Origin of the sequence: Xenorhabdus yunnanensis (genome assembly GCF_028598805.1) — a bacterium.
Classification (GTDB): domain Bacteria; phylum Pseudomonadota; class Gammaproteobacteria; order Enterobacterales; family Enterobacteriaceae; genus Xenorhabdus; species Xenorhabdus yunnanensis.
This window is the reverse complement of record NZ_JAQRFI010000248.1, coordinates 1-443: the sequence shown is the minus strand read 5'-3', so window position 1 is coordinate 443 and position 443 is coordinate 1. Positions and strand designations below refer to the sequence as shown.

At 47.4% G+C, this 443-nt stretch carries 1 protein-coding gene; it reads left to right on the top strand.

The window, feature by feature from the left end; genetic code table 11:
• On the top strand, window positions 1-351 hold a 351-nt coding region (locus PSI23_RS22095), incomplete at its 5' end, for a baseplate wedge 1 family protein (RefSeq protein ID WP_273557056.1).
• Window positions 352-443: the final 92 nt, after the last annotated feature.

Here is a 443-nt window from a genome sequence, read left to right as displayed (position 1 = left end):
CGCAATGCCGATTATACCCTGATGCTCACCGCTGAACAGAAGCGCCTGATTATCCGCATGCGCTACTTTAACCTGACCCAAAGCCCGACGGTCACCAACATCAACCTCTTTTTAGAGCGCTTCTTCTGGCGCAATGAAAGCAAAGTGTTTGTGCTCGACCCGCTCGACATGACCTACCTGTATTACGTTTTCAACTTCAACCCCGATGAACATCTCAGGGTGCTGTTGGAAAACTTTGACCTGATGCCGCGTCCCTCTGGCGTGGGCGTCAAATACCGCATTGTCACCAAGCAAGCCTTTGGCTTCGGTAAAAAACACACCAACTTCTTAAACAGTAACTTCGGCGCTTAAATCCCTAAGTCGGTGTTTCATTATTGCCCACGGACAAAATAAATTTTATTACTGCAAGACATCTTGTTACATGCCATTCTCAGAGGACCAAA